This window comes from Pseudomonas sp. Z1-12, from assembly GCF_051132015.1.
GTDB classification, from domain to species: domain Bacteria; phylum Pseudomonadota; class Gammaproteobacteria; order Pseudomonadales; family Pseudomonadaceae; genus Aquipseudomonas; species Aquipseudomonas zanjanensis.
Map to the genome: position 1 here is coordinate 1,073,513 of NZ_CP071647.1, position 18,412 is coordinate 1,091,924.

23 protein-coding genes and 1 tRNA gene are annotated in these 18,412 nt (G+C 51.0%); 7 read left to right on the top strand and 17 right to left on the bottom strand.

Translation table 11 applies throughout. From position 1 onward, the window contains the following. The first annotated feature begins 46 nt into the window (after positions 1 to 46). A complete protein-coding gene (locus J3P85_RS04565; RefSeq protein ID WP_058546889.1) occupies positions 47 to 277 on the top strand; it encodes a DUF6429 family protein in 231 nt (76 codons plus the stop codon). A gap of 158 nt (positions 278 to 435) precedes the next feature. On the opposite strand, the gene J3P85_RS04570 is transcribed toward J3P85_RS04565, so the two are convergent. The 8 genes from J3P85_RS04570 to J3P85_RS04605 all read right to left on the bottom strand — a co-directional run bounded on the left by J3P85_RS04570 (position 436) and on the right by J3P85_RS04605 (position 3,693). Next, entirely contained in the window at positions 436 to 690 is a 255-nt protein-coding gene (locus tag J3P85_RS04570) for a colicin E3-like toxin immunity protein (RefSeq protein ID WP_434705043.1), read from the bottom strand. An 8-nt stretch (positions 691 to 698) separates the two neighbouring features. Further along, positions 699 to 977, bottom strand: a complete 279-nt coding sequence (locus J3P85_RS04575; RefSeq protein WP_434705044.1) for a pyocin S6 family toxin immunity protein — start codon at positions 975 to 977, stop codon at positions 699 to 701. Between the two features lie 31 nt (positions 978 to 1,008). Continuing rightward, complete coding sequence (locus J3P85_RS04580; protein ID WP_434705045.1) at positions 1,009 to 1,233, bottom strand: hypothetical protein; 225 nt, start codon at positions 1,231 to 1,233, stop codon at positions 1,009 to 1,011. A gap of 71 nt (positions 1,234 to 1,304) precedes the next feature. After that, positions 1,305 to 1,535, bottom strand: a complete 231-nt coding sequence (locus J3P85_RS04585; RefSeq protein ID WP_434705046.1) for a DUF7683 domain-containing protein — start codon at positions 1,533 to 1,535, stop codon at positions 1,305 to 1,307. A 91-nt stretch (positions 1,536 to 1,626) separates the two neighbouring features. Further along, entirely contained in the window at positions 1,627 to 1,881 is a 255-nt protein-coding gene (locus J3P85_RS04590; RefSeq protein WP_434705047.1) for a colicin E3-like toxin immunity protein, read from the bottom strand. A 29-nt stretch (positions 1,882 to 1,910) separates the two neighbouring features. Continuing rightward, positions 1,911 to 2,159, bottom strand: coding sequence for a pyocin S6 family toxin immunity protein (locus tag J3P85_RS04595; RefSeq protein ID WP_434705048.1), 249 nt, complete (start codon positions 2,157 to 2,159; stop codon positions 1,911 to 1,913). A gap of 101 nt (positions 2,160 to 2,260) precedes the next feature. Then, on the bottom strand, positions 2,261 to 2,491 hold the full coding sequence (locus J3P85_RS04600; protein ID WP_434705049.1) for a DUF7683 domain-containing protein: 231 nt from the start codon (positions 2,489 to 2,491) through the stop codon (positions 2,261 to 2,263). Continuing rightward, a complete protein-coding gene (locus J3P85_RS04605) occupies positions 2,488 to 3,693 on the bottom strand; it encodes a colicin E3/pyocin S6 family cytotoxin (protein ID WP_434705050.1) in 1,206 nt (401 codons plus the stop codon). Before J3P85_RS04605 ends, J3P85_RS04600 begins: the two co-directional genes overlap by 4 nt. 491 nt (positions 3,694 to 4,184) lie before the next feature. Between J3P85_RS04605 and J3P85_RS04610 the strand changes: the two genes are divergently transcribed. Both J3P85_RS04610 and J3P85_RS04615 read left to right on the top strand, forming a co-directional pair. Further along, a complete protein-coding gene (locus J3P85_RS04610; protein ID WP_434705051.1) occupies positions 4,185 to 4,544 on the top strand; it encodes a DUF6124 family protein in 360 nt (119 codons plus the stop codon). Positions 4,545 to 5,023: 479 nt separating this feature from the next. Continuing rightward, on the top strand, positions 5,024 to 6,622 hold the full coding sequence (locus J3P85_RS04615; protein ID WP_434705052.1) for a trypsin-like peptidase domain-containing protein: 1,599 nt from the start codon (positions 5,024 to 5,026) through the stop codon (positions 6,620 to 6,622). 524 nt (positions 6,623 to 7,146) lie between these two features. Here J3P85_RS04615 and J3P85_RS04620 read toward each other — a convergent pair. The 5 genes from J3P85_RS04620 to J3P85_RS04640 form a co-directional block, all read right to left on the bottom strand. After that, positions 7,147 to 8,025 carry a hypothetical protein gene (locus J3P85_RS04620; protein WP_434705053.1) on the bottom strand — a complete coding sequence of 293 codons (879 nt, stop codon included), beginning with the start codon at positions 8,023 to 8,025 and terminating at the stop codon, positions 7,147 to 7,149. Positions 8,026 to 8,075: 50 nt separating this feature from the next. Then, positions 8,076 to 8,882: a hypothetical protein gene (locus tag J3P85_RS04625; RefSeq protein ID WP_434705054.1), complete on the bottom strand. Its 807-nt coding sequence runs from the start codon at positions 8,880 to 8,882 to the stop codon at positions 8,076 to 8,078. Positions 8,883 to 9,183: 301 nt separating this feature from the next. Further along, complete coding sequence (locus tag J3P85_RS04630; protein WP_434705055.1) at positions 9,184 to 10,521, bottom strand: hypothetical protein; 1,338 nt, start codon at positions 10,519 to 10,521, stop codon at positions 9,184 to 9,186. A 36-nt stretch (positions 10,522 to 10,557) separates the two neighbouring features. After that, positions 10,558 to 11,226, bottom strand: a complete 669-nt coding sequence (locus tag J3P85_RS04635; protein WP_434705056.1) for a DUF3885 domain-containing protein — start codon at positions 11,224 to 11,226, stop codon at positions 10,558 to 10,560. Between the two features lie 126 nt (positions 11,227 to 11,352). Next, positions 11,353 to 11,640, bottom strand: a complete 288-nt coding sequence (locus J3P85_RS04640) for a barstar family protein (RefSeq protein ID WP_434705057.1) — start codon at positions 11,638 to 11,640, stop codon at positions 11,353 to 11,355. 596 nt (positions 11,641 to 12,236) lie between these two features. On the opposite strand from J3P85_RS04640, the gene J3P85_RS04645 reads away from it, so the two are divergent. Further along, on the top strand, positions 12,237 to 13,775 hold the full coding sequence (locus J3P85_RS04645; RefSeq protein WP_434705058.1) for a colicin-like pore-forming protein: 1,539 nt from the start codon (positions 12,237 to 12,239) through the stop codon (positions 13,773 to 13,775). A 21-nt stretch (positions 13,776 to 13,796) separates the two neighbouring features. Here the strand turns inward: J3P85_RS04645 and J3P85_RS04650 are convergent, their stop codons facing one another. The 4 genes from J3P85_RS04650 to J3P85_RS04665 all read right to left on the bottom strand — a co-directional run bounded on the left by J3P85_RS04650 (position 13,797) and on the right by J3P85_RS04665 (position 15,716). Beyond that, positions 13,797 to 14,135 (bottom strand): colicin E1 family microcin immunity protein, encoded by a 339-nt coding sequence (locus tag J3P85_RS04650; RefSeq protein WP_434705059.1) that lies wholly within the window; start codon positions 14,133 to 14,135, stop codon positions 13,797 to 13,799. A 479-nt stretch (positions 14,136 to 14,614) separates the two neighbouring features. Continuing rightward, positions 14,615 to 14,899 carry a hypothetical protein gene (locus J3P85_RS04655; protein ID WP_434705060.1) on the bottom strand — a complete coding sequence of 95 codons (285 nt, stop codon included), beginning with the start codon at positions 14,897 to 14,899 and terminating at the stop codon, positions 14,615 to 14,617. A gap of 98 nt (positions 14,900 to 14,997) precedes the next feature. Continuing rightward, entirely contained in the window at positions 14,998 to 15,327 is a 330-nt protein-coding gene (locus J3P85_RS04660; RefSeq protein ID WP_434705061.1) for a hypothetical protein, read from the bottom strand. A gap of 304 nt (positions 15,328 to 15,631) precedes the next feature. Then, positions 15,632 to 15,716: transfer RNA gene (locus tag J3P85_RS04665), tRNA-Leu, on the bottom strand. Between the two features lie 108 nt (positions 15,717 to 15,824). Between J3P85_RS04665 and queA the strand changes: the two genes are divergently transcribed. From queA to yajC, 3 genes are read left to right on the top strand one after another with little or no spacing between them, the layout of a single operon-like run. Next, entirely contained in the window at positions 15,825 to 16,874 is a 1,050-nt protein-coding gene (gene queA / locus J3P85_RS04670) for a tRNA preQ1(34) S-adenosylmethionine ribosyltransferase-isomerase QueA (RefSeq protein WP_028237240.1), read from the top strand. A 14-nt stretch (positions 16,875 to 16,888) separates the two neighbouring features. Continuing rightward, positions 16,889 to 18,004 carry a tRNA guanosine(34) transglycosylase Tgt gene (gene tgt, locus J3P85_RS04675; protein WP_212800693.1) on the top strand — a complete coding sequence of 372 codons (1,116 nt, stop codon included), beginning with the start codon at positions 16,889 to 16,891 and terminating at the stop codon, positions 18,002 to 18,004. 43 nt (positions 18,005 to 18,047) lie between these two features. Then, positions 18,048 to 18,383, top strand: coding sequence for a preprotein translocase subunit YajC (yajC, locus tag J3P85_RS04680; RefSeq protein WP_007982729.1), 336 nt, complete (start codon positions 18,048 to 18,050; stop codon positions 18,381 to 18,383). Positions 18,384 to 18,412: the final 29 nt, after the last annotated feature.

Sequence of the window (18,412 nt, forward strand, 5' to 3'; positions counted from 1 at the left end):
GTGCGTAAAATCGGCGCTACCTGCGAACACGAGCGGAGCAGCGACCATGGAATACGACGACAGATTGATAGAAGAAGCGGTGCTTGCCTTGCTGGCAGCCTTCAGCTCCGACAGCGGCAATGCCTGGAAAGGTTTCGACTTCGAGGTCATGAACCGATTGCATGAACAAGGCCTCATCAGCGATCCGGTCAACAAGAACAAATCGATCTGGCTGACGGAAGAAGGGTTGGAGCGAGGTCGACAGATTGCCGAGCGGTTGTTTGGAAAGAAGAGTTGAGGGTGCGCGTCGCATCGTGAGCGCTCGCCGGGGCTCAGCTAATGTCATGTTCGGTGATCATTCGTCGCCCGCCACAACGCGGCCAAACCCGGCGTTGTTATCCAGTGGCGTAATTGCCAGTAACTGATCGAGGCGAATTTGCTGGCGACCGTCCGTGGTTACCATCTGTCTCGATAATCGAAGGAGACCTGATAGACGTAGGTGGGCCAATCAATTGAATGCTCAAAATAAGGTTGGAGAATTTTTATCCATTCTTGTGGGACATTAAAGCCTCCGTTATTTATGTTGTTTTCGATTGGAATCCCTAGGGCTTCAATGACAGAGCCGTCATCACCCAAGTCTTCGGAATACTCCTCACCCTCGTAGGATTCGGTTTGCTTGTTATACCGTTCAAGCCTTAGTTTTAGTCCCATTGGCTCTCTCAGCTTTGTGATCTGGTTTTGGTTGAGGGAGCATCGGCACGAGTTCCGATGAAATATTCCAGTCCGGCAGGGAGTTTCATGTCGAAAATTTTTTCTATTTTTTTGAGTTGTGCTTCCGTTATCTCCAGCTCTCCTGGTTCAACAGCGTTGAATGGTTTTGCTTCAGTTATCTGGGCTAGCGCTTCGTTTTGCTCGGCGGTTTTAATGCAAGTCTCAAATTGCAGTGAATCGTCTTTCTTGTCGTCTGGATAGAAACCTGTTATTGAGTAGTAACGCATGGTGCTTCTCTTTTTGATGTCTTTTGGTTAATTAGTTGCTGCTGGTTAAATAAAGCAACAGGTTTCGCGGTAGCTCTATTGAGCACGATCTTTCCAACGCTTCAACTTGAGATGTGTTCAATGCATAATCGTAAAAATAGCTTTCTTCTTTGGTCCAGTTCATTATTTTTGCAAGAGCCTGAGTGTCAATGCAGAGCGTGTTTTCGTATGAGGCAAAGTCGTCGCCGTCTATTGCACCCATTATTTTATGCTTCATGGTTCTATCCGCCTCGTTGGGGTCGCTGGTTTGGTTTGAGCGTCCGTAATAGCGGTCGATTCGCCTCAGCTTTATCCAAGGCAAACGATCTGAATGATTCGGTTACCGCCATGAATTGTTATATGAGTCCACTCTTCTATTGTCTCTATCTGCTCTGGTAACAGATCATAGACAAAACAAAAATCTTCAGACTTTGTCCAGCCCATAAGTGCGGCCAACTGGTCCATATAGGAGATTGGGATTTCTATGGTTTTTATCAACTCTTCAGTAGTTACGTCAAAAATTTCAACGGTAGGCTTCATTTTTCTACTTTTCTCGTCGGAATATCGAGTGTAGCTTGCTCGCCAGTTATCGGGTTTTCCGGGATGTTGGCCTCGTATGTAACACTGATTTTTACCAATTGGTTCTGTACCGGAATGCAATTTGATAGTCGAATACTTCAGGTTCGATTGGGTGCTCAAAAAAGGGCTGGAGGATTGGTATCCATTCGGCGCGTACATCAAAGCCTCCGTCATATATTTCTGGTTCGCTTTCCAGATTCAAAGCGGTGATTATCGACAAGTCCTCTACCAAATCGGTCGAATATTCTTCGCCTTCACCCAGCTCGGTTTTTTTGTCGTACCAATCAAGACTTAATTTTAGTCCCATTCGATTTTTCTCCCGGTTTCTGTTGAGGGCTAGTCGGCGCAAGTTCCAATGTAATACTCCAGCCCGTCAGGAAATTTTATATCTAGAGCTTTTTCTATTTTGCTGAGCTGTTCCTCTGTTATCTCCAACTCTCCGGGTTCAATTTCGTTGAAGAGTTTGGCTTCAGTTATTTTCGCCAGTGCTTCTTTTTGTTCGGCGTCCTCTATATAAATTTCAAACTGTAATGAATCGTCCTTTTTGTCATCTGGGTAGAAACCTGTTATGGAGAAGCCTGGCATGGTATTCCCTTTTTTATTGTCGTGGGGTTGTTCTGCCGGGTTTGGCAAGTTTTTTTGGCGACCTGTTAAGTGGTTGTATTCTCTGGAATATCCCTCAGCATTTATTCAATGCAGACAATTTGAATGATGCGGTTGTCGCCATTTAATGTGCAGCGGGTCCATTTCTCTAACGTTTTTATCTGGTCCGGCAAAAGATCATAGCCGTCATATGGATCGTCAGGTTGCGTCCATCCCATCAGCTCGGCTAGTTGCTCTGAATACGACTGTGGAATTTCTACGCTCTGTAACAATTCCTCGGACGTCGCATCGAAAATTTCAATAACGTGTTTCATTTTTCTACCCTCCTTGATGGGTCTGCGGGTTTTGTTTGTTCACCCGTTTCCGAATCGAATTCGCCAAGGTGTTGACCTTGTTTTGTGTACATCTCAACAGCGCCATGCCGCGAGTCCCATTCATAAATCTTTCCTGAGCGATCTTTCCATCGTCGGCGTTTTTTACCGCCCCCACGTACAGCTGTTTTTAATGGGGCAGACTTTGCGTCTGGGAACGCTGGAAGTGAAGAGGGGGCAGGGTAGTAGGCATGGTCGGCGTTACCGCTTCGCCTGACAGAGACCACAACATAAACCGGCCGAACCCCCGAATCCGCCGGGAATACCAGAATGAAATCTCTGTACTCCGGCGGATAGATCGGATCGACGATGATGCTGTCGGCCATCGGCGTCGGTGGATAGATCCAAATAGGCGGTGCTTGGGGCGCAGCTTCCAAGGCGGGAATGCCGAGGGTGTCGGCTGGATTGGTAGCCGGCGTCCAGATCAGTTCGACGCCATCACCCAGGTCGGCGATGAACTGATCGGCTCGCGGAGTGAACTGAACAACATCAACCATTTCCCAATCGGGATGCTGGCCGGTATAGAAGCCATACCCCTTGAGACTGCCATCGGCCTGCTGCTCGATGCTCAGGCGCACGCGGCTGCGGGCCTGCTTGAGGTCGCGTAACTGATCTTCGCTGTAAAGCGCGCTGTCTCCCAGATTGGACGGCCAGAGCAGGGCGACGATGCCGGTCAGCAGCGCAGCGCCGACGGTGCTGCCCGCAGCGGCAGCCGCGGACGTTGCCGAACCGCCCAGCGCGAGCCGGCCCAAGGTAACGGGAACCGCGCCAGCGCCGATCCGCTCAAGAGGGATCGCGCCGGATGGGTCGGCGCTCCGGCCGCCGAGCCACATGAGATCGCCGTACTGCTTGACCAGGTCCGCCGGGACGTAGCCGTTGGGGTTGCTGTAATCGATGATGCCGTTGGGCAGCTTGCAGCTCTTGGCAAACACGCATCCGGTAACGCTGGACAACGGCTTGTTATCCACCGTGGCCCAGCGCGCTTGTTCGTAGGCGGATTGCCGGGCAAGCATGGCTTCATAAGCCTGCTGAAGGGCGTCGCGCTCGGCCAGCTCGCTGGCGCTCATGTCCCGATAAGTGAGGTGATGCCCGTCGCCGCCGGGCGGGTTTCGGACTTGGGGGATGTCTTTTTTGCGTGTCGCCACGTAGTGAATCTCGTCCGCTGAAATGCAGGACGGACGCTAACGCGGGAAGAGCGGGGCGCGATGTAGGGCAATTCTTGAAGTGGTTGTTCCGGTTTCCTCAATGCAGGTAGGGCTGGCTATTGAGGGCCGGAGCAATGTGAAGCGTCAGATGGCGCTGTCAGTCATTGGGCAACCGCAACTCGCGAGCCGACGTCGCCTTGCGCCTTTGCCTACAACTACGCCAGAATCCGCCGGCTTGTTCGCCTTGGATTGCGTCGGTAGTTTGGGACCTGTCACTGCTCATCAGTGATCGGGTTTAGTCGCCCAGGGTGAAACAGGTTGTGCAAGGCGTCATCCAGTCGGGATTCCCATCCTGCACTCGATGGTGGCTGTGCGCAGGGCGTCCTCGGACGCGCCGGTTTCTTGTTTCCCCGGTCGACTAACCTGCGTACAGCTGCCTCCCATCGTTTAGTCGCGAGCGGGTGATGGCTCCAACTACAGGAAACAAGATAATGGCGAAAGATACTCCGAATCCCCCTGATACGAACGAGCATGTCTCCCGTGCTCAGTCTGCTCGCAACAAGAAAATCGATGACGCTGCCACGCGAGCGTTGGATTACTACCTGAAACCCAAGCCTAAGAACGAAACGTCTGACAAGACCGACTCCATTTTTCGGATTGATCCGGGGGTGGATTCTGAGTGTTTGCTTGCGAATCTCAATGAGAACTTGGCTTCGGCGAACGCGATGATCAGTGATTTGGCATTTGATCTGGATGGTTCGCGACGGCGTGTTGCGATGGGGATTTTGCAGGTGATTGAGGTGAGTGAGCTGTTGGCTAATCGGGCTTTGGATATTGTTGAGGTGAGGTAGGATTTGCGAAGAACCACTGTTCTTCAACCAAATAAGGTCTTGCGAAGCAAGGCCTTATTTAACGCGGATGAAATATGGTCCTTTGGTTCTAAATGGGATGGAGAGGATAGGCGGGGGTAAGTAACTCGTCCGCTCACCCTCACGTTCTGATTTATCGCTGATAGCGCACGCTTGGTGGATAGTAAAGAAATATTAATCCTGGTTTGGGCTTTGCGAAGTGGCCCACTGTTTAGGAAGGCAAGAAATTTTCGTGGTTGTAGTGGCCTTGTGCCTGTGCTAGGATCTCGTCGCCCACCCCTTGTTAAATTGGGGTTGTTAAAATGCGACCCGAGTCAACAATGTTACATGCTATTGCCCTCTACGGTTACTCCAAAGTGGTTGCAATGTACTTAGCGCTAATCGGTAAAGTAAACTAGGGGTGGGCTTTGACAAGTTCTCGACTCAAAAGCTGCACTAGCATAGATCAACTGGCTGCGGTGTTGGACACAAGTTATAAGAAAATTGCTTATTTTTATTATGACTCTGATTACAGTAAGAAGAATTTTTATCAATGTTTTGAGATTGTCAAGAAAAACGGCGGCAAGCGGGTGATCAATGCCCCGCTTCCGCAACTTAAAAATCTTCAAAAAAAAATTGCTGTATTACTTGATGAGTTGTTTGTCCCTCATGCATGTGCGCATGGCTTCATTAGTGAGAAGTCGATAGCGACAAATGCCAAGCCTCATACTAGAAAAAAATATGTATTCAATGTTGATCTTAAGGATTTCTTTAATACAATTACTTTTCCTCGAGTGCTGGGTCTTTTGGTTTCAAAGCCATATTCATTAGAAAAGTCAGTAGCATCGGTGATTGCTCATTTGTGTACAGTAAATGGCAGCTTGCCTCAGGGCGCTCCTACCTCTCCTGTTTTGTCTAATATGATTTGTCGGAAGTTGGATAGGCAGTTAAGTCGCTTGGCTGTAATGCACAGGGCGGCTTATTCTAGATACGCTGACGATATGACTTTTTCATTTTATGCACCGCAAAGTCACGCAGCAGCCGAAATCGTCGAGTTTGATGGGGAAGGTGGAAATTATTACGCAAATGTTGGCAGCGAATTACGAAAAATAATTTTGGCAAATAAATTTTTTATTAATGATTCTAAAACCCGCTTGCAAGATAGATTTGAACGTCAGGTAGTGACGGGCTTGGTTGTAAACAGAAAAATAAACGTTCCTCGAGAGTTTGTAAGAGAAACGTGTGCGATGATGCACTCAATCGAAATTTTTGGCTTGAAGGCTGCTCAAGACAGATATTTAATCGAAAAGCCAGAATCCAAAAGCGCTGTCGAAAATGTGATATATGGTCGGGTTCTTTATATAAAAAACATAGTTGGATTTGATTCGCAGGTTTACCAGCGGGTGGCGCTGCGTTTCAATCAGTTGGATTTAGATAATAAGGCTCCGCTTTCTAGCAAGAAAAATGGAGTTTTTAATGCGAAATACTTGGAGTGGGTAAATAAACGCTGTTGGGTTATTGATAATCATGAGACTATTTCTCAAGGCTCAGGATTTATGGTGTCAGGTAATCTACTAGTCACTTGCGCTCATGTGGCTGAAAAGGCCACAGAGGTTGAAGTATATCGTGCTTGTGATACCGCTAAATATACGGCATTGGTTTGCTATGTTTCGCCGACTGTAGACGTTGCAATTTTAAAAATAAAAAACGCACCTGTTCGATTTGAGGAGTTTCATTATAAAAATGAAACTCCGGCTTTGAGTGTTGGGGATAAACTAACTGTTCTTGGGTTTCCAAAGTTTAAAGATGGAGCAAAAAGTGCCTGGGTAAATAGCACTGCTCTTGTAGGGCAGGTCAACGGGGTGGGCAGTATGATTGGTTATTTAGATAAGGAGTTATATGGAGGCAATAGTGGAGGCCCTGTGCTGAATGGCGACGGCGCCTTGGTAGGTATTGTAATAAAGGGTAATAAGGATGCGGATGGAGTCGAAGATATTTATGTTGATCATAGTGCGTTCTTGTATTTTTCTTACGTGCTAGACTCCATTGATCTTCTTAAGGAGAAGTATGGCTTAAAATAAAATTTGGGGGGTTATTCGTTTGGGCAAGATTTTTTCGCTTTTTTGTTGAAATGCAGTTGTTTTTTTTTTTTTTTTTTTTGCTGTCATGTGAAGTGTTAAAATTCGCAAGGTTAAAAATATCCTATCAAGATAGTTTTAATTATAGCTCCCCAAAGCACGATAAAAGCTGTGGTGATTAAGAATCTTTGTTTGTGAGTCTACGTTGCCAATATAGAGAAAATAACAGCGGATAATTCAATCGCTGCAACGTAGCGTAAAGCTTTTAGAAATATGCTTAAAACATATCCGGGATGTTAGCCAGCTATGTTAAGTAAGTGTCGTTCGGGATGGGTTTATTTTATCGATTTTTAAATCTATTCTTTTTATTAACTGGGTCTAGGCGATGCGTTACATTTCTGACGCTGGTACTGCCAAGATTTAAGCTGTAACGCTTGGCTGTTGGTGTGAGGGGGCAGCTACTGCTAGGGGGCTAAAAAAGGGGCGATTTATTTGCTGGAAATAAATCTTTTCTTTTTATCTCCGACTTATTCATCGGCAATCATGCCTATACTCCGAAGGAGCATCCTTCCGAGGGTGTTCGTTTTTCGGTAGTTTACAGCGGGCGTTCCGGTGAATTTATCGTACTCCGGCGTTCCATCACGTTTTTTTCTGATATGTTCGGTGATGAGCCCAAGTTGAGTGAGGTGGTCCCTGTAGCTCTCCTGAAGCGCACGGGCATCGAGGTCTTCTCGGCTTGAGCCTATGGGCGCTGCGTTGTACTTAAACACTGCAGAGTGAAGCTCGCGGAATTCCTTGTCGCCCTCCATAGTGGCCTCATTAAAGAAGCGAAGCCAGAGTACTTCAACATCGTTGAGTTCGCCAAGGATACGCATTAAATACTTCGATTCGGCATGTTCTATAGCGTTCGAATTTAGACTGTTTGCTACTAGGGATGCTAGATACTGACGACGCGCCTCACTGGTGGCGCGCGAAGCTTGCCGTAAGGACTCTTCAAGCAGGTCGGTGAATTCCTCATCTCCAAGCTCCGAGCGCACCTGCGCCTCTTCCAGCTGCTCAATTCTTTTTTGTAGCTTGAATGCGAAGTCAGCTATGCGATCAATTCTTTGGTTTGGAATGATGGAACTAGCGACCTCGGCCAGAAGGGAGCCGGCAAAGGGCAAAGCTCCGAGAGCCGCCTTCGTACCGGATGTGACATAATCTATCGCCTTTGTCTTTATCTCACTTGGTAATTTGTCACCTGACATGTTTACTCCTAATGCAACTGAAAGGGGATAAACCTGATGGGGACAGATTTGTTTTTTTGAATTTTTTTCGGTTGAAAATAGATTCATCCCATTTTTTTTAATTTTTTCTTTGCTCCATTTTTTTAATTGCTTGGGGTTAGGGCTATAGGGTACTAGCAAAATCCTAACCCGGCTATTGCCTCGCATCTAGGCGAGATAATAGCCTCAAATCAATCATCGTTCAGTGCTGTCAGCTCTATGCTTGCAGGTTTGATGTATTGCTTGCCATTACCAGACTTTGAAATGGTGCCAAACACCAAAATATGCGAGCCATCCAACTCACCGACCGTAATTTTGTGACGGGTCAGGAAAGGCTTAACGGAGGCAGGGTCAATCACAATACTAACAACTTCACGATCGCCAGTATTTATCCATAATGAGTCGTCATAGCCGGTACCGGTGTCGTATATAACACCCCAAAAGCCATAGAGCGTCTGCGATCGGCATTTGCTGACGTCGGAAAAATTAACGAACAAATCACGCGCGGGCCAGGCACCTCGTCCCGGCAACTCTATATAAATATCTGAGGTGCGGAAGGCTACGGAGTAAATCAGATTCTTGAGCAGAGGACGAAGTCGACGATGCGAAACAGCGTTTTGACGAGAGCCTGTCCCAGTGAACCTTCCACCGCTGCTTCCAGCTCCCCCCCTGCCGCCCGGCTCGCCATTAACAACCGGCCCGCCCCCCTGAGCCTCGTCGATGACGATCCGAGTGCCAGGGTTGTGCAAGATATCCTGTTCGCCGCCACCGCCAACGCCTCGGACAGATTCCGGTGTTGCCAGTGGGCAATTAGTGTGCGGCCTTGCTCCGAAACATGGGCCTTGACCGCTCTTAGCTTCCTTACGGAAATAGGCGGTGGTTTCACATTTGACACAAACGAGATAACGACGGTACTGAGCTCGTTGCGCGTCGGGAAGCGCAGCAAATTGAGGTCCAGTGTATTCGGTTCTGTTTAAGGTGCAAAAAGCAGTATCCATGGGAGGCCTCCAGATTGGATCCAGATAGATACCAGAAACTTATTGAATTGGCGATGGCTTTGGGCCATTGCTATGGTCGTGTTGACTATAAAGGTCACGATCTGCCAGCGTAGTCCGCGCAGAGTCGGCATCTCGCCTCGATGCTTTCATTCTTGGTCCTTAGAAATTGCGAGAAACAGCAATAGGAAATAGGCAGGCTCCATATCATGCCGTGCAGTACGTCTCCTTTGGCTCCTAGATTGACCTGGCACAAAACGCCCAGCCCCCAGTGTATCTACCGGTAGAAGCTAGTCCCTCCGTGCTATCCCCGTTTAAGCAGCTTCGATACCCGGAGAGCGGCGAACCATGTTAATCGGCCGAAACCGACCAGCATGCGCTTCAATACACGAACGCACTGCCCCAGCCTCTGCCGTACAACCCTCAGAACCCGACGCCTATCAGCCACAGGCCGCGCATCAATCAAGCACAGCTTGGTAGTCGCCAAGGCCACCTTCGCTCCCACCGCCACAGCAACAGCAAGAAAATACAACCAACGATGATTCTTGGCTTTGTCATGCTGGCCGACCAGCGCCATCTGCTGCTTCAAGGAGGGCTTGACACCCGCAAGCCAGGGAATGATGCATTCGCTGGCCAAGGCTACGGTGTGACTGCTGATATTGTTGTCCACAAGGCCGGGTGGGCCATCAGGATTGTTCAAGCAAAAGCCACGGGGGACGTACTCGCAGGTGCTGGAGAGTGGCGATGAGCGCGACATGCCATTCGAAAAGTGCTTCACGGGGCACAACCGTAGGTTGTAGTCGTTGATCTCTTTGCGGATGGCGATCACGTCCTCGTCGCTTATGGTTCTTCTCGTCGCGGCGTAGAACCCTTTGGAGTCGTTTGGTGCGAAATCTATGAAGTAGCTGGCTTCACCTTCCTTGATGTGGGTAAAGGTCCATTGTGAATCGCTGCTCCACTGGCAGGACTTCAGGCTATCCAGGCCATTCGCCCTGCAGTAATCATCGTAGCGCTTGATCTGGCTCAGCAGGAACGCGCTGGCCTCCTGGATGCTCGCTGTCGCCTCCTTCAGCAATGCGGTGTCTTCATTGGCGCCGTTGTCCGCCACGAAGAACACCGCGGCGACTAATGCCAGTGGAAACCAGAAGTGATCGTATATCTGACGGAAGCGTTCGGTGAGGTTGAGATTGTCATAGATAAGCACCATGACGGCCCATCCGGTGATGGCGCAAAGCATCAACAAGGGGATCAGCCCGATTTCGCTGCCCAGTTTCCCAATGCCATTGATGGCGTAACGGATGGGCAGGTAATTGATGTTGGGAAAAAGGCCCAGGCAGTTCAACGCTCCCGGTAGGAGCAAGAGCGCGAAGAAGATGAGCACGCCACGCTTCTTGCCCACCGTATAGGCGGCTGCTGCCAGCAAGGGGATCAGCAGCAGCGACAGCATCATCAGACAGCCAAGCGTGTTCACCATTGCTTCGTCGGGCGACCAGTAGGTTCCGATGATATGCCCGGCGTCGTTACGCCCGTTGAAGGTCGATGAGACGACGCCAAGCCCCTCCAGGATCTGGTGCAGGTTGTAGGCTGCGCCGTGGAGAAACTTCAGGTAAGGGTAGAAGAAAGTCCCTATGGAAATTGACATCAATCTGAGTCCTTCAATGCGGTAGACATTCCTTGGTTACTTGAAGCGCTTGTTGCCTGAAGGGCCAGGAGGTGGGGAAGGGGCGGCCGTTGCAAATGTGCTATCCATCTCTGCGCGGTCGTAGTCCAGCAAATATTCTTGATGCTGGCAGTACAACTGCCTGAGCAGCGTTTCGTTAGGGCCAACGACATCCATGCCTCTGTCGTCATAGGGAAAGACCATAACGCCCTGCGGCAGGTTGAATAGATACAAAATGCAGTTGAATTGCGGTTGGATCGGCGCGAGGTCTTTGGCTAGGGCTCCCCACAGCAACGTCTCAAGGCGGGAGATGGGGAGTTTGAAGGCGACATTAATCCAATACTCTGGCTGATCTGCGCTGTACCACTCGTCAGCGGCTACATCCTCGCGCCAGATTGAACGCTCAGAGGGAATGAGTATCCCGGCTGATCGCAGCGCGCGAAGTTCTGGCCTGTGGATGAAATGGCTTGCGTCAGAGTAGGCGCGCAGACACACGACAAGCTCGTCTTCGCCGTGGAAGATGTCGTTGCAGATTTTTGTCGCTTTGCGGAGCGCGGTTAGGAACTGATCGACCACGCCGCCGGGTTCGGAGAGTTCAAAGCGCAGGCCGCCGGGATAGGAATAGAACAGCGGTCTGGCGAACGTGTTGTTGCCAAAGATTCGTTCGATTTCGATTTGTAGATTCACGTGTGTCCTTGGCCGCTCTTCAACCGTTTCCATGGTTTGGGTGGTGCGATGGGATGTTACGACGCCTCGGATAGTGGGTCGATGATCTTGAATGTCGCACCGCCAGCCGTCGCCGCGTTCTCGCGTTCAGTCGAACTCTACAGTTGACGCGAACGATGGATACTCAAGGCTCAGGTCTTCGAGGCACTTTTGCATGAGCTCAGCATCTTTGGGTAGGCGCCTGGATAACGCATCCCACCCGGAAATTTTCAGGTGCACGGGCATTTCCACTAATCCTGTAATTGCGTCCCAGAAGGCATCCCAGTTACAGCCGTACCAGCCGGGGAAGCCGAGCGCATCCCTCAGGGTGGAATGGAGCTGGTTGGCACTCATCACTTCGTTTAGATCAATCTGCACAAGCTGTTGGCGGGGCATCGTTCGAACCTCGAAACGTTCGACAGCTATAACAATCTGGCAAGCGGGAATGACTGTCTAGGTTATTACGGAAAGCGTTAATCGCAGTAATAGATGTGAGGTTCTTTTACCCGCCATGTGCCGATCACAGAATATCGGGAAAAATTTCTGAGCATGGTCGCTGGAGCATGAAGCCCTACATCGCCTGTGCGCCTCGTCGATGACACCACGGAAACCCACGTCGGATACGAGCCAATTGAGAAGGTCAGATGAGGCCCGTCCCCTATGGTGCTTCCACACCTAGCTTGTCATCACCTGAACCTTCCAGAGGGTCATGAGGCTTTATGACATCACTCAATGCCTAATTCGTGGCTCCATGGGGTGCATTCCGATGGAGTAAGCGAGTCTGGGAGGCTGGGTTTTGCATCAAAATATGCATAAATGCATATTTTTGTTGATTTCATGACTGTGTTTTTGTACAGTATTTTTGCCTTGTTCGCTCCCAGCCCCAACAGGCTGAGGGCAACGCTGACACGGAAGCCGCAGGTCTCGATAGAGACCTTAACAGTACTGATATCCCACTAATCAACAGTGTGATTTCATATTAGGAGAACATGATGTCTACAAACGGAACCATGGAATTACCCCCAATCATAATTACACCTAACCCGCCGCCGCTGCAGCCGCCCAAACCGATACCAGGTGGTGGTTATGTTGCGAAACCCCAACCATGGGTTAAGGGAGTCGGACCCGTCACTAAGCTTAGTGACCTGGGAATAAATCTAAATCATGACAGTGCGGGAACGACCATATTTGTGGTGGCTGCCGGCTCCTTAAAAAAAATTGAAGATGTATACAAAGCCAGTGTGCCAAATATTCCTGCCAGTCTTGAAATGCAAATTAACGCAACCACTGGATCAAATGTTAATGAGTCGCTAGAGGGACTGAAGAAAAAAAAGGCTTCGATTGACGCCCTTTTACTGGCCAAGCAAGCTGAGATTAAGAATGATGCCGTAAAATCCAGTGCTTTTTTTGGAAGGGCTTTTTTAAGTAAGGGCTTTAAGCAGAACGGAGTCGACTTTGTGAATGGAAGTTACTCTCATCGTGATAAAGATGCATACTATAATCTCTTTATCGCGGCTGGTACTGCGGCTTACAATGTTAAAGTTTTAACTGAGGAGATTAGAATTCTCACCGCGAAAACTAAAGCTTTCACGACGAAAATTGCCGTAGCCCAAGTGGCAGAAAATAAGGCCAAAGCCGAAGCTAAGCGGCTGGCGGAAGAGAAGGCTAAAGCCGAAGCTAAGCGGCTGGTGGAAGAGAAGGCCAAAGCCGAAGCTAAGCGGCTGGCGGAAGAGAAGGCTAAAGCCGAAGCTAAGCGGCTGGTGGAAGAGAAGGCCAAAGCCGAAGCTAAGCGGCTGGCGGAAGAGAAGGCTAAAGCCGAAGCTAAGCGGCTGGCGGAAGAGAAAGCCAAAGCCGAGGCTAAGCGTTTGGCAGAGGAGAAGGCCAAAGCAGAAGCCGAAGCTAAGCGTTTGGCAGAGGAGAAGGCCAAAGCAGAAGCTGAAGCTAAGCGGTTGGCAGATGAGAAGAGCAAAGCAGATGATGAGTTAAAGGGCGCTATTAAATTCACTGCTGATTTTTACAAAGATATTAGTGAGCGATTCGGCACACAGATGTCAGCTTTAGCTCAGCAGATGTCTGAGGATGCGAAAGGCAAAGTACTTCGAAGCGCTGATGAAGCTTTACGAGCGTTCGATCAGTACAAGGATAGTCTGAGCAAAAAATTTAGTGTCGCTGATCGGACGGCAATTGCGAACGCTCTTGAGTCGTTAGATAGGGCTGAGCTGGCAAAAAACTTAAATATTTTTGGTAAGGCTTTTGGGTACGTGGGGAAAGCTATTGATGCCATGGATTTGCTCGTCGAAATCAAAAAAGGCTATGAGACGGGTGACTGGAACAGTACGGTTTTGAAAGTTGAAACCCTATTTGCCGGCGCAGCGGCGACCGGACTGATAGCATTTGCGTTCGGTCTAGCAGTTACCACTCCTATAGGTATTATTGCATTTGGTCTCATTATGGCGTTAGTTAGTGCGTTTATTACTGATGCGCGCGTCAAAATGTTCAATGATGCTCTTGATTCGGTTTTGAGCCGATAAGAGCAAGTGAGAGTGGTCTATTTAGACCACTCTCTTCAATCCAAGATATATTAAAAAGCTACCTCCCAAAGGTATTGCTGTAATCATGCATATGAAAAAATAAATGACATATAGTCCGTTCTTTCCAGGGCTTTCAGTGAATAAGCCAGTTGTCCAGAATTCCCGGTTTGTAAAATGCAGGCATGTATTTTCAATAAGCTTTCGGGAGAAGGGGAAAAGAAAGGCGCTGCAGAAACATGTGGTTAGATAATACAGGTTTGCTGTTTCGTATATGGGCTCTTTGTAAAGCCAAACGATTAAGCTCAGTGCGAGTAAGCTGAGTGAAATTAATAGGTTGCTAAAGTAATATTTTTTGTTCAAGGAGTGCCTCGAGAATCATGTTGGGGTCGGCTCTATTCTGAAGTCTTGCTTGGGGTGTTGTCCGCAAGTATTGAATGCTGAATTAGATAATATTTAATACGCAATTATTAAGGGTAGGCATCAATTCCTTTCGGCGTCTATATGGTGTCACTATTCTACCCGGGATATCCTGCCAGTCACAAGACTCAAACTGGCGGTATTCATGCTCTTGGTCCACAGCAGGCGGTATACATCGAGAAAGGGAGATAGTTGAATTGTAGGTTTAGCGATGCTCTATTTCTTCTAAATGTATCCCAATGCGTGATCGGAGCACGAAACTCGTCGCTGAGTGCACGGTATGAATCTACAGGCACGACATTTTCAATCTTTGAAATCCGACAAAACAAACGGCGTACAGCTTTTAAGATAAACATCAACCCTTTCCAGCGACGGCATCACCTCGCTACACGACTCGGCGCGCTCCTCGTCAGCCTCTCGAATCAGGCTAACGGTATATCCGCCCTCACCCGCCGCAGGATGCCAATATTTTTAACTGCACGACCCTGTTCGTCACTCAACGACGTAGCGATCAGGTCCTTCTCCGGCAAGGTCTGCTCCGTTCGCGTCATCAGAGCTTTACGCTTTGCAGCGTAATCCTTCGCGGCGATTGCGCCGACGATCGCGACGGCGATCCAGAAGAGCATCTCCAGGTTGCTCATCATTCGCCGTTTCGCTTCATGGGTTTCGGTTAGCCAACTGCCTATCGTTGCGATGATGTCGTCCATGGATTGCCTGCGTAGTAGTGTGTTCTGCCTGTTGAATCTGCAACGCGGAGCGGCGCGGGATGCGTTACCACGCGGAGCGTGGGAACGAGCGCTGGGGGTTATAGAATATCTTTCACATAAGCGTTAAGCGCGATGAGCGGAGCGCGAAGGTCGTCCATCTTTTGCGCTGAGCTTAAATCCGCAGCCAAACGATTCAGCTCTCGGCCCAGCACTGTATCCACCCCACCAATCGCCCCCAACGCTAAATCCAGGCATCGACTGATTTCGCTCTGAATCCCGGCCACATCGCCCCGCCGTATCAGCAACTCAAAAATCTCCCGGTCGCAACTGCCCATCAACGGATCATCCCGCAGGATCGGGCTGTGGCCTTCTGTCTCATAGGCCAGTTTGAGGGAGTAGAGAGCGACCGTTTCCAGCAGCAATTCCATGGGGTGAAATCCTTTGTGACTGGGTGGGGAGGGTGTGGCCACTCGGAGCATCGGTGGGTGCAGTGACATTTTTGTGAGCGCTTCGCGCTCAAGCGGGAGCAAGCTCCCTCGCCACAGGTTCCTACTAGCCACAGATTCTTCCTTGCCACAGGTTTGGTAATTGGGGCTGCTTTGCAGCCCAGCGGGGATAAATCCCCTCACCACAAAAGGGATCGCCGTCAGGTGAGATCTGCGTTGATCACAGCAATACCACTTTCCTGCAGGCGAAAAAAAAGACCTTGAATTTCAAGGTCTTTCTTTAAGATGGTGCCCCGAGGGAGACTCGAACTCCCACTCCTTTCGAAAACGGATTTTGAATCCGCCGCGTCTACCAATTCCGCCATCAGGGCTCAATGGCGGCGAAGTATAGAGAGGTGCCTACCGTTGGTCAATCACGTTTCATGGTGAATTTTTAATATTTCCGCTAGACTTTCCGGCCCTGCTAGACGAACCCCATCATGCGTGTTGCTGACTTTACCTTCGAACTCCCGGATTCGCTGATCGCTCGCCACCCGCTGGCCGAGCGGCGCGCCAGTCGACTGTTGACCCTGGACGGGGTCAGCGGTGCCATGGCTCACCGTCAATTCACTGATTTGCTCGAGCATTTGCGCCCGGGCGATTTGATGGTGTTCAACAATACCCGGGTCATTCCGGCGCGTTTGTTCGGCCAGAAGGCCTCCGGCGGCAAGCTGGAGATTCTGGTGGAGCGGGTGCTGGACAGTCATCGGGTGCTGGCCCATGTGCGGTCGAGCAAGTCGCCCAAGCCCGGTTCGTCGATTCTGATCGACGGCGGCGGTGAGGCGGTGATGGTGGCGCGGCATGATGCGTTGTTCGAGCTGGAATTCGCCGAAGAGGTGTTGCCGCTACTCGATCGTGTCGGGCACATGCCGTTGCCTCCTTATATAGACCGCCCGGACGAAGGTTCGGACCGCGAGCGTTATCAGACGGTGTACGCCGAGCGCCTGGGGGCGGTGGCGGCGCCGACGGCGGGGCTGCATTTTGATCAGCCGTTGCTGGAGGCGATTGCGGCCAAGGGCGTGGAGACGGCGTTCGTGACGCTGCACGTCGGCGCCGGGACGTTCCAGCCGGTGCGCGTGGAGCGTATCGAAGACCATCACATGCACAACGAATGGCTCGAAGTGAGCCAGGACGTGGTCGATGCCGTGGCGGCCTGTCGCGCCCGCGGTGGGCGGGTGGTGGCGGTGGGGACCACCAGCGTGCGGTCTCTGGAAAGCGCGGCGCGCGATGGCGTGCTCAAGCCGTTCAGTGGCGACACCGATATCTTTATCTACCCGGGCCGGCCGTTTCATGTGGTCGATGCCCTGGTCACCAACTTTCATTTGCCTGAATCCACGCTGTTGATGCTGGTTTCGGCGTTCGCCGGTTATCCCGAAGCCATGGCCGCCTACAAGGCCGCCGTCGAGCATGGGTACCGCTTTTTCAGCTACGGTGATGCGATGTTCATCACCCGTAACCCCGCGCCACGCGGGCCCGAGGAAACCGTATGAGTCGCACCTGTCGCATGTCCTTCGAGTTGCTTGCCACCGATGGCAAGGCTCGTCGCGGACGCCTGACCTTCCCCCGCGGAACCGTGGAAACCCCTGCGTTCATGCCGGTGGGCACCTACGGCACGGTCAAGGGCATGCTGCCGCGTGACATCGTCGCCACGGGTGCGGAGATCATTCTCGGCAATACCTTCCACCTGTGGCTGCGCCCGGGTATGGAAGTGATCAAGGCCCACGGCGACCTGCACGATTTCATGCAGTGGAAAGGCCCGATCCTGACCGACTCCGGCGGCTTCCAGGTGTTCAGCCTCGGTGCGATGCGCAAGATCAAGGAGGAGGGCGTGACCTTCGCTTCTCCGGTGGACGGTTCCAAGGTGTTCATGGGGCCGGAAGAGTCGATGCAGGTGCAGCGTGACCTGGGCTCGGACATCGTGATGATCTTCGACGAATGCACGCCGTACCCGGCCGATGAAGACGTGGCGCGGGTGTCCATGGAGCTGTCGTTGCGCTGGGCCCAGCGTTCGAAGAATGCCCATGGCGAAAACACCGCGGCGCTGTTCGGCATCGTCCAGGGCGGCATGCACCGCGACTTGCGCATGCGCTCCCTCGAAGGCCTGGACAAGATTGGCTTCGACGGCCTGGCGATTGGCGGCCTGTCGGTGGGCGAACCGAAGCACGAGATGATCAAGGTGCTCGATTACCTGCCGGGCGAGATGCCCGCTGACAAACCTCGTTACCTTATGGGCGTTGGCAAACCGGAAGATCTGGTTGAGGGTGTGCGCCGCGGGGTGGACATGTTCGATTGCGTGATGCCAACCCGTAATGCCCGCAATGGGCATCTGTTCATCGACACCGGTGTGCTGAAGATCCGTAACGCGTTCCATCGCCATGATGATTCGCCGCTCGATCCGACGTGCGATTGCTATACCTGCCAGAACTTCTCCCGCGCTTATCTGCATCATTTGGACAAGTGCGGCGAAATGCTCGGCAGTATGCTCAATACCATCCACAATTTGCGCCATTATCAGGTGCTTATGGCTGGTTTGCGCGAGGCTATCCAACAGGGTACATTGGCCGCCTTTGTCGAGGCCTTCTATGCCAAGCGCGGGTTGCCTGTTCCGCCTTTGGACTGAGTTTTCCGATCCCTAGATTCAATACTTGCAACTGGAGTGCTAAATGAGCTTTTTTATCTCTAACGCCATGGCTGACGCGGCTGCACCGGCTGCCGGCCCTATGGGCGGTGGTTTCGAGTGGATTTTCCTGGTCGGCTTCCTGGTCATCTTCTACCTGATGATCTGGCGTCCACAGGCCAAGCGCGCCAAAGAGCAGAAGAACCTGCTCAGCAGCCTGCAAAAAGGTGATGAAGTGGTCACCACCGGCGGCATCGCTGGCAAGATCACTAAAGTGGCTGATGACTTCGTGGTACTGGAAGTGTCCGACACTGTTGAAATGAAGTTCCAGAAGGGCGCCATCGCGGCCACGCTGCCAAAAGGCACGCTGAAAGCGATCTAAGTAACCACTTCTTTTCAATCGACGGGGCG